General features: G+C 61.0%; 5 protein-coding genes and 2 pseudogenes. 5 read left to right on the top strand and 2 right to left on the bottom strand.

The window, feature by feature from the left end; genetic code table 11:
• A pseudogene (locus DLM46_RS38510) lies at positions 1-400 on the top strand (electron transfer flavoprotein subunit alpha/FixB family protein); the annotation flags it as partial.
• Positions 401-447: 47 nt separating this feature from the next.
• Here the strand turns inward: DLM46_RS38510 and DLM46_RS38515 are convergent.
• Positions 448-1,500, bottom strand: coding sequence for a LacI family DNA-binding transcriptional regulator (locus DLM46_RS38515; protein WP_115110239.1), 1,053 nt, complete (start codon positions 1,498-1,500; stop codon positions 448-450).
• Positions 1,501-2,118: 618 nt separating this feature from the next.
• Between DLM46_RS38515 and DLM46_RS38520 the strand changes: the two genes are divergently transcribed.
• From DLM46_RS38520 to DLM46_RS38535, 4 genes are all read left to right on the top strand, one after another.
• A complete protein-coding gene (locus DLM46_RS38520; RefSeq protein WP_115110242.1) occupies positions 2,119-3,402 on the top strand; it encodes an MFS transporter in 1,284 nt (427 codons plus the stop codon).
• A gap of 53 nt (positions 3,403-3,455) precedes the next feature.
• A complete protein-coding gene (locus DLM46_RS38525; RefSeq protein WP_244306540.1) occupies positions 3,456-4,433 on the top strand; it encodes a fumarylacetoacetate hydrolase family protein in 978 nt (325 codons plus the stop codon).
• A 68-nt stretch (positions 4,434-4,501) separates the two neighbouring features.
• Complete coding sequence (locus DLM46_RS38530) at positions 4,502-4,852, top strand: hypothetical protein (protein ID WP_115110252.1); 351 nt, start codon at positions 4,502-4,504, stop codon at positions 4,850-4,852.
• Between the two features lie 34 nt (positions 4,853-4,886).
• The gene (locus DLM46_RS38535) at positions 4,887-5,474 is read left to right on the top strand and encodes a cytochrome b (RefSeq protein ID WP_115110249.1); all 588 of its coding nucleotides are present in this window, start codon (positions 4,887-4,889) and stop codon (positions 5,472-5,474) included.
• A 164-nt stretch (positions 5,475-5,638) separates the two neighbouring features.
• Here the strand turns inward: DLM46_RS38535 and DLM46_RS38540 are convergent.
• Positions 5,639-6,179 (bottom strand): annotated as a pseudogene (locus DLM46_RS38540) (helix-turn-helix domain-containing protein); the annotation flags it as partial.
• Between the last annotated feature and the right edge of the window lie 472 nt (positions 6,180-6,651).

The raw sequence follows: 6,651 nt of genomic DNA on the forward strand, positions 1-6,651 counted from the left end.
CTACACGCACATCCTCGCGCCGGCGACCGCCTACGGCAAGAACATCGCGCCGCGTATCGCCGCGAAGCTCGACGTCGCCCAGATCAGCGACATCACGGCAGTGGACAGTGCCGACACGTTCGAACGCCCGATCTACGCAGGCAACGCGATCGCTACGGTGCAATCTAGCGATCCGATCAAGGTCATCACGGTCCGCACCACCGGTTTCGACGCAGTGGCGGCAGAAGGCGGCAGCGCAACGGTCGAGAAGATCGAAGCGGCAGCAGACACCGGCATCTCGCAGTTCGTGAGCCGTGAAGTGACGAAGCTGGACCGTCCGGAGCTGACGTCGGCGAAGATCATCGTCTCGGGTGGCCNGGATTATGGCCTCGTGGGCGATCTGTTCACATCAGTGCCCGAGCTTGTCGAGCGGATTTCCGAAAACCAACGTTAGGCGCAACCGTGATGTCAAGCCGTGGCCCCGCGCAGCGAAGCGCGCACCGATGTCTTCGTCGGCGGGCCCGGTTTGCGTGTGCTGCCTCGCACGATGAGTGTCGCCGGCGAGATCGACGTGTACGGCGAAGCAGTGGCCGAATTCTGCCGGACGTGATGGACGAACCACAGCCCGCAGGCGGTGGCAAGATCGTGAACGGGAAGTCCCACGGTGGTCAATCCCGGTCCCCACCACCGGAAGCCGAGTTCGTCGCCGAATCCAACGACCGACAGGTCGTCCGGAGCCCGCACTCCCTGAGCCAGCAGTTCTTCCAGGATGCCCTGGGTCATCTGGACCGAACCCGCGACGATCGCCGTGGGAGGCTTGGGCAATGACAGCAGCCGGCGGGTTGCGTTAGCGCCGAAATCGACCTCGCTCGGCGCACCCAGTTGCACAAGGGCGGGTTCGCCTGATGCAACGCCGGCCAGTGCCTTGTGATAACCCTTCAGGCGCGCGGAACCCGTAGGCAGATCGTCGGTGCCGCCGATATAGCCGATTCGGCGATGACCGAGCTGCACGAGGTGACTGGTCGCCTCGAAGATGGCCAGCGTATCGTCAATGCCGAACCACTGATCTCCGATCGCCGCATGCTTGCGCAGCAGTTGCACGTGCGGCGACAACTTGAGCAACCGGACCGTTTCCCGATGAGGTTTCGCGGTCGGTACGATGATGATCCCCGCGACATTCGCGCTCGCCAGTTCACGAACGCTTTGCAACTCGACCATCCGGTCATCGTCGGTTTCCGACAGGGCCAGTTGATAGCCGGCTGATTGCAGGCATTTCGACAGAGCATGGGCGATGGTCGCGTAGAAGCCGTTCCTGATGTCCGGCAGGACGAGGCCCACGAGGTTGCTCGAAACGCCTCGCATCATGCGTGCCGCGAGATTGGCCACGTAACCCATTTCATCCGCGACCTGAGTCACCTTCTGTTTGGTGGCTGCGCTGATGCGCGGGTCGTCGGCAAGCGCCCGTCCTACCGTCGACGGAGAGACTTGCAGGCGAGCGGCGATGTCTTTGATGGTGACCATTGAGTGTTATCCGTGAACAGGACTTTTATAACGATAGCACAACGGCGTAGGCCGTATCGGCCGAGCCGCGCTCCAGTGATCGGTGCCTTTTCCCTCTGAAGTTATCGGCTGTAGATGCTAACGTGAGCTCGTTTGCATAGCCAGATTTATTTGACGACCGGAAAAACGCCCATTATTATTGTGCTAACGTTAGCGCATCAGGAGAGCCGGGCGCGCCGGTAATCGCGGCGCCCAGCGTCGAAGTCCATTCGCCATTGGCGGGCTAGGCGGGGAGAGGAGGCGGAAGCGATGTTTGAAGAGGGATCCTTGCGGTTCCATGTCGAAAAGTGGTTTGGGCGAACAGCCATTTCGTCATTGGAGGTGAGCCGCGTCAGGCCCGCGAAGCTGGGACGAAATAGATGTGTCCAGGTCGTGTCGTCGCAATCGGAGAACCGCGTGACGATATTTTTCTTCCAGCACGGCGACGGTCGGTGGAGCGTCTTTCCGCCGCCGACCCGGCGCGCCACGCTGACGTTCTCAAACCGCTAACAACACGCAGCATCGAATTTCGCTTCAGTATCGCGGCCTGCATCGACAGGACCGACGACTTAATAAACGCAATACAAAGGAGACACCACGATGAACGCCCCTCGGCATGACGTTCGCTATGAACGCGGGACACTTACGCTGCTCGGCATTGGGTTTGGACTGGTCGGCTTCGACCGCTGGCTGCTCGCTCCGCTGTTTCCGCACATCATGCACGACCTGGGGCTGAACTATTCGCAACTGGGCAGCCTCGTGGGAATACTGGGCGTCGCGTGGGGTCTTTGGTCGATCGCCATGGGGCCGCTTGCAGACCGCATCGGCCGCAAGAAGATTCTTGTGACGACGATGATCGCCTTCTCGGTGTTGTCGAGTCTTTCCGGATTGGCGACAGGCTTTCTCAGCCTGCTGCTTTTGCGCGCCGCAATGGGCGTCGCCGAGGGCGCATTCACGCCGGCCAGCATCGCCGCGAATAGCGAGGCTTCGCTGCCGGCGCGCCGCGGACTGAATCAGGGCATACAGATCAGCATGATCCCTTTGATGGGTCTCGGCTTCGCGCCAATCGTCGCCACACAATTGCTTGAGATCGTTCCAAACTGGCATTGGGTGTTCACGCTGTCGGCCGTGCCCGGCTTCATCGTTGCAGCGCTGATCTGGCGCTGCGTGCGTGATCGCGATACGCCCACGCTCCACACGTCGCGGGAACCAGTCGATCGGCCGCGCTGGACTGAGCTCTTTGCAAGCCGCAACGTCTCCGTCGCGACCCTCGCCATTCTTTGCGCAATGAGCGGGATATTCGTGATTGGCGCGATGGTGCCGACGTATCTCGTTTCCGTTGTTCATCTCGACATGCGAAGCATGGGATTCGTCGCGTCGGCAGTGGGATTCGGCGGCTTTATCGGGTGTTTTGCGCTTGCCGGTCTCTCGGACTTCATCGGGCGCCGCCCGACTGCCTTGATCGGGTTTGTCTGCGCGGCTGCTCTTTTGTACTTGTTTTCGTGCACGGGTCCCAATCCGACGATGTTGTTTATTCTGCTGTTCGGTGTCGCGATGTTCTCGATGGGTCTGTTGAGCCTGCTCAGTGGTCCGATCGCGACGGAGGCCGCTCCCGTCGGACTCATTGCGTCGACGATCGGTTTCGTGTCGGGCGTGGGCGAGACGTTTGGCGGCGGGGTTGCGCCGGTCATCGCAGGTTTCATCGCCCAGCACTTCGGCCTCGCACGCACGCTCGATTTTGCGCTTTACAGCCTGGCAACGGGAGCAGTGGTCGCGTTCTTCCTCATCGAAACCGCGCCGCGCAAGCGCCGTGACGGAGCGGCACGGGCGCAGCCGGCCGCGGACGGCATCGGCAGTGTCATCGCGCGTAACGGCGACGCATGAGCTCGCGTTCGAGAGACACACCGATGCTCGCAACCACCAATACGACTACTGCCATGCTCCCAGTACTTGTCAACGTTTCATTCGCTCATTGCACGCCGTTTCCAGCGTTGTCGACTGAAACGCATGCGCTTGCGCTGGCCTATTGGGCGCCTGTGGGCTTGCGCGGGGTGGACTGCGTCGGGACCTTCTTGCATGAGTGGGACGCCAACGCGGCTTTGCTAAAGCAGATCTCCGACGATCCCGCGACTGCTGACGCAATCGCAAAGCATGGCATGCCGCTTTCGAGCTTTCGCATGCATGCTCCAGTCGCACCACGCCAGGTCTATTGCACGATCGGCAATTACCGCAGCCAACTCCTGCAAGCCGCTCTCGATGCGGACGATGGACCGGATGGTCCCGGCGCCGCCGGACGCCGCACTGCCTTGCTGAACTCCGTTGAAACGCGGCGCCGCGATGGCGCGCCATACATCTGTCTAAAAGGTCCTGCCTGCGTTTCAGGACCGAATGATTTGCTGCCTGTTTCGCGCGATCTCAAGACGCTCGACTGGGAAGTGGAGATTGGTGTCGTCATAGGTCAAAGCGCGGTAGGTGTCCGCGCCGAAGATGCGCTCGAGTGCATTGCCGGCTATTGCGTCGTCAATGACATCACGTTGCGCGAGCGGGTATTTCGTCAGGACGCACCCGCGTTGGGCACGGACTGGCTGCAATCGAAATCGCGGCCGGGCTGGCTTCCTGCCGGACCGTGGATGGTTCCCGCATGGAATATCGCCGATGCGCAACAGATCAGGTTATGGCTTCGTCTGAACGGATCCATGATGCAGGACGGAGTAGCCAGCGACATGATCTTCAGCATTAGCGAGCAGATTGCCTATCTTTCGAACTTCACGAGGCTCGAGCCCGGCGACCTGATTTGCACCGGTACACCAGCCGGCCTCGGCACCCACTATGGACGCTACTTGCGCCCCGGCGATGTTCTGGAAGCGGGCATTGATGGTCTCGGCTCGCAGCGGTTGACGTGTATCGAGGTTTAAGTACTTCTTAACCTGAAACTTCGTAGTTTGCAGAAACCAACAACATGGATTTCAAAGAGGAGATCATCGTGCATAAATGTTCACGACAATGGGGCGCAGCGTTGCTCATATCGGCCATGCCGCTTGCGGTGCAAGCACAGGGAGTGGCGGCGGGCGCCCCCGTACAGTCGCAGCCCGACATGACGCCGGCTTCGGCGAGCAAGGCCGACAGCAAGGCACAGAAGCAGGCGCTCAAGGCGCAATGCAAGGCCGAGAGAAAACAGGCGCGTCAGGTGAGGAATGCGGAATTGCAGAACCTTCAGCGCAACGGCTATGGGCCGCAGGCAGCGCCTGACCAGTATCCCGAGAACCTGTTGAACGCCGAGCGCAAGTCCGCGCCTCAGAAGACAGCGCCGGCAGTGCCCGCATCTTCGAATTGATCGACTCGGCTGGACGAACCATAAAGGAGTTGAAATGGAAAGGAGACAATACACGTCCATCGCGAAGACCCTCCACTGGACGATGGCGCTGGCGATCATCTGCGCATGGATTGCGGGGTACTACTCCAGCACGCTGAGCCTTCCGCAGAAGATTCAAACTGACAGCATCATGCTGCACAAGTCGATCGCGACGATCACGCTGTTCCTGCTGGCGGCGCGGATTCCATGGCGGCTCACGCACGGCGCGCCCGCGGCGTCATGCGGAGTGCCATCGCTGGAGCGCGCCGCAGCGCGTGTTGGGCACTTGCTTCTCTACTTGTGCATGCTTGCACTACCATTGTCGGGATGGCTCTGGAGTTCGGCGGCGGGATACAGGATTCCGGTGGCCGGCCTGTTCTTCTTGCCGCCATTGATGGATAAGACGCCTGCGCTTGCACCCATCTTCAAACAGGTGCACATCTACCTCGCGTATGCCATCGCTATTTTGGTTTGCGGACACGTATTGATGGCGTTGAAGCACTACTTTGTGGATCGCAGCGATTCGCTCGAGTCGATGTTGCCGTCCTGCTTTGTCCGCCGGCGCGATGGCAGAGAGCAGAAGGAGCGTTCTCCAGCGGGCTAGATGTCGTCTGCCAATAGGCAAAGAGTTTCGTTCATTCGCGCGCGAGAGCGCGGACTTTTGCCCGGCGCAAGCCGGGTTCTCTTTTTGCGTGGAGTATTGCCGTGAAGCGTGTTCTATAGCAATCGACAAGCCTGATCGATCGAAATCCAGGCGAGGGCTTCGAGGGAATAGTCCACTCGGATCGCCGTGAAGTGCAGCGCCATCAGCCGGCCTGTTGCATCGTCGATGAACACGAGCGGCGTGCACGTCGGCGCACGGCCCTCGAACCAGCGATGGTCGCTGCCGTCGATCTGCACCAGCTCGCCCAGACATGCACGACGGTTTCTCGGCTCGTGAAGCTTCGGCGGCCGCTGTTTGCGTGGAATCCATAGTCCAGCTTCCTGCATCCAGCGCCGCACGGTTTCCTTCGCCAGCACCACGCCATGACATTCGGCGAGATTCTCGCACGCCAGCGTCGGCCCGAAACCCGTATAGCGCTCACGCACCAGCGCCCTGGCACGTGCCCGCAGATCAGCCGGCAGTTCGCGGTTGCCGGGCTGGCCACGCCGGGCCGACGCCAGCCCGGCAGGTCCACTGGCCTGATAGCGATGCACCAGCCGGTTGACCTGGCGCTCGCACAGCTGCAGACGCTCGGCTGCCTGAAAAAGCTTCAGCCGGTGTTCGACAACCGCCTCAATGATCCTTGACCCTCTCAAGCTCGTGCATGCTGATCGTGACGAATCCACGTGCTCTATCAGCCGCTTCGAAATCTCTGCTACGCGCACGGCGCGAAAAACCCGGCTTCCCCACCGCTCGCGGGCTTTCTAAAAGAAATGATCAACATCATTGGTGTATGTCAGAGCTTTTTGATAATGTCCGGTTCTGGCTCATTCGAAATGTCCGGTTTCACTCCCTGAGCCACGCGCTACGCGCATGCTGCGCCATGGTGGTCGCCCAGGGAGCCGGACATGGCTCTGTGGACCTATGCCTGCGGCCGCCGCGGCGCTGAGGCCTCGACGGCCGTCGCAGCCGGTACGGTGCGGGGGAGGCGTGGGAGGCGCAGCCCAGATAACCCCAGTTGAACGAAACCGCTGACGCGGTAGCAGGTGGTCGGCTGGCGGCGGCGTCTTCGACACCGTTCATGGCGTGTGTCCCCTCGGGTGGGACGATGGCAGTGCAGTTTGCTGCCTCGTCCCTT

Source organism: Paraburkholderia lacunae (genome assembly GCF_003353175.1).
Classification (GTDB): Bacteria; Pseudomonadota; Gammaproteobacteria; order Burkholderiales; family Burkholderiaceae; genus Paraburkholderia; species Paraburkholderia lacunae.